Annotated in this window: 6 tRNA genes; all 6 read left to right on the top strand. The window is 51.4% G+C overall.

Going from position 1 to position 700, the window contains the following annotated elements:
* Window positions 1-86: 86 nt before the first annotated feature.
* Window positions 87-167: transfer RNA gene (locus tag FS802_RS30680), tRNA-Leu, on the top strand.
* A 29-nt stretch (window positions 168-196) separates the two neighbouring features.
* A tRNA-Gly gene (locus tag FS802_RS30675) sits at window positions 197-271 on the top strand.
* 16 nt (window positions 272-287) lie between these two features.
* Window positions 288-376, top strand: a tRNA-Leu gene (locus tag FS802_RS30670).
* Between the two features lie 3 nt (window positions 377-379).
* Window positions 380-453 (top strand) — tRNA-Arg (locus tag FS802_RS30665).
* Window positions 454-461: 8 nt separating this feature from the next.
* Window positions 462-535, top strand: a tRNA-Pro gene (locus FS802_RS30660).
* A 9-nt stretch (window positions 536-544) separates the two neighbouring features.
* Window positions 545-620, top strand: a tRNA-Ala gene (locus tag FS802_RS30655).
* Window positions 621-700 lie beyond the last annotated feature (80 nt).

Raw genomic sequence — 700 nt, 5'->3', positions numbered from 1 at the left:
CATTAGCTCAGTTGGTAGAGCATCTGACTTTTAATCAGAGGGTCGAAGGTTCGAATCCTTCATGGCTCACCATTTTAATGAAATATGCGGGTGTGGCGGAATTGGCAGACGCACTAGACTTAGGATCTAGCGCCTTTGGCGTGGGGGTTCGACTCCCTTCACCCGCACTTTTAATGAAATAACTCAAACATGTCTTGCGGAAGTAGTTCAGTGGTAGAATACAACCTTGCCAAGGTTGGGGTCGCGGGTTCGAATCCCGTCTTCCGCTCCAATTTCCAATATGACATGCCGGGGTGGCGGAACAGGCAGACGCACAGGACTTAAAATCCTGCGGTGGGTGACCACCGTGCGGGTTCGACCCCCGCCCTCGGCACCATATGCGCCCGTAGCTCAATTGGATAGAGCGTTTGACTACGGATCAAGAGGTTAGGGGTTCGACTCCTCTCGGGCGCGTTTTCTTTCGGGAAGTGGCTCAGCTTGGTAGAGCACCTGGTTTGGGACCAGGGGGTCGCAGGTTCAAATCCTGTCTTCCCGATAATTGTTTGGGGCCTTAGCTCAGCTGGGAGAGCGCCTGCCTTGCACGCAGGAGGTCAGCGGTTCGATCCCGCTAGGCTCCACCAAAAAAGTTCTTTGAAAACTGAACGAAACAAACAACGTGAAACGTCAATTTTTATTTTTAGATGCTAGACAAACTAACTTT

This window comes from Bacillus sp. DE0042, from assembly GCF_007680225.1.
Taxonomy (GTDB): domain Bacteria; phylum Bacillota; class Bacilli; order Bacillales; family Bacillaceae_G; genus Bacillus_A; species Bacillus_A wiedmannii.
The sequence above is the reverse complement of the archived record's forward strand: the minus strand, read 5'-3'. Positions and strand labels throughout refer to the sequence as shown.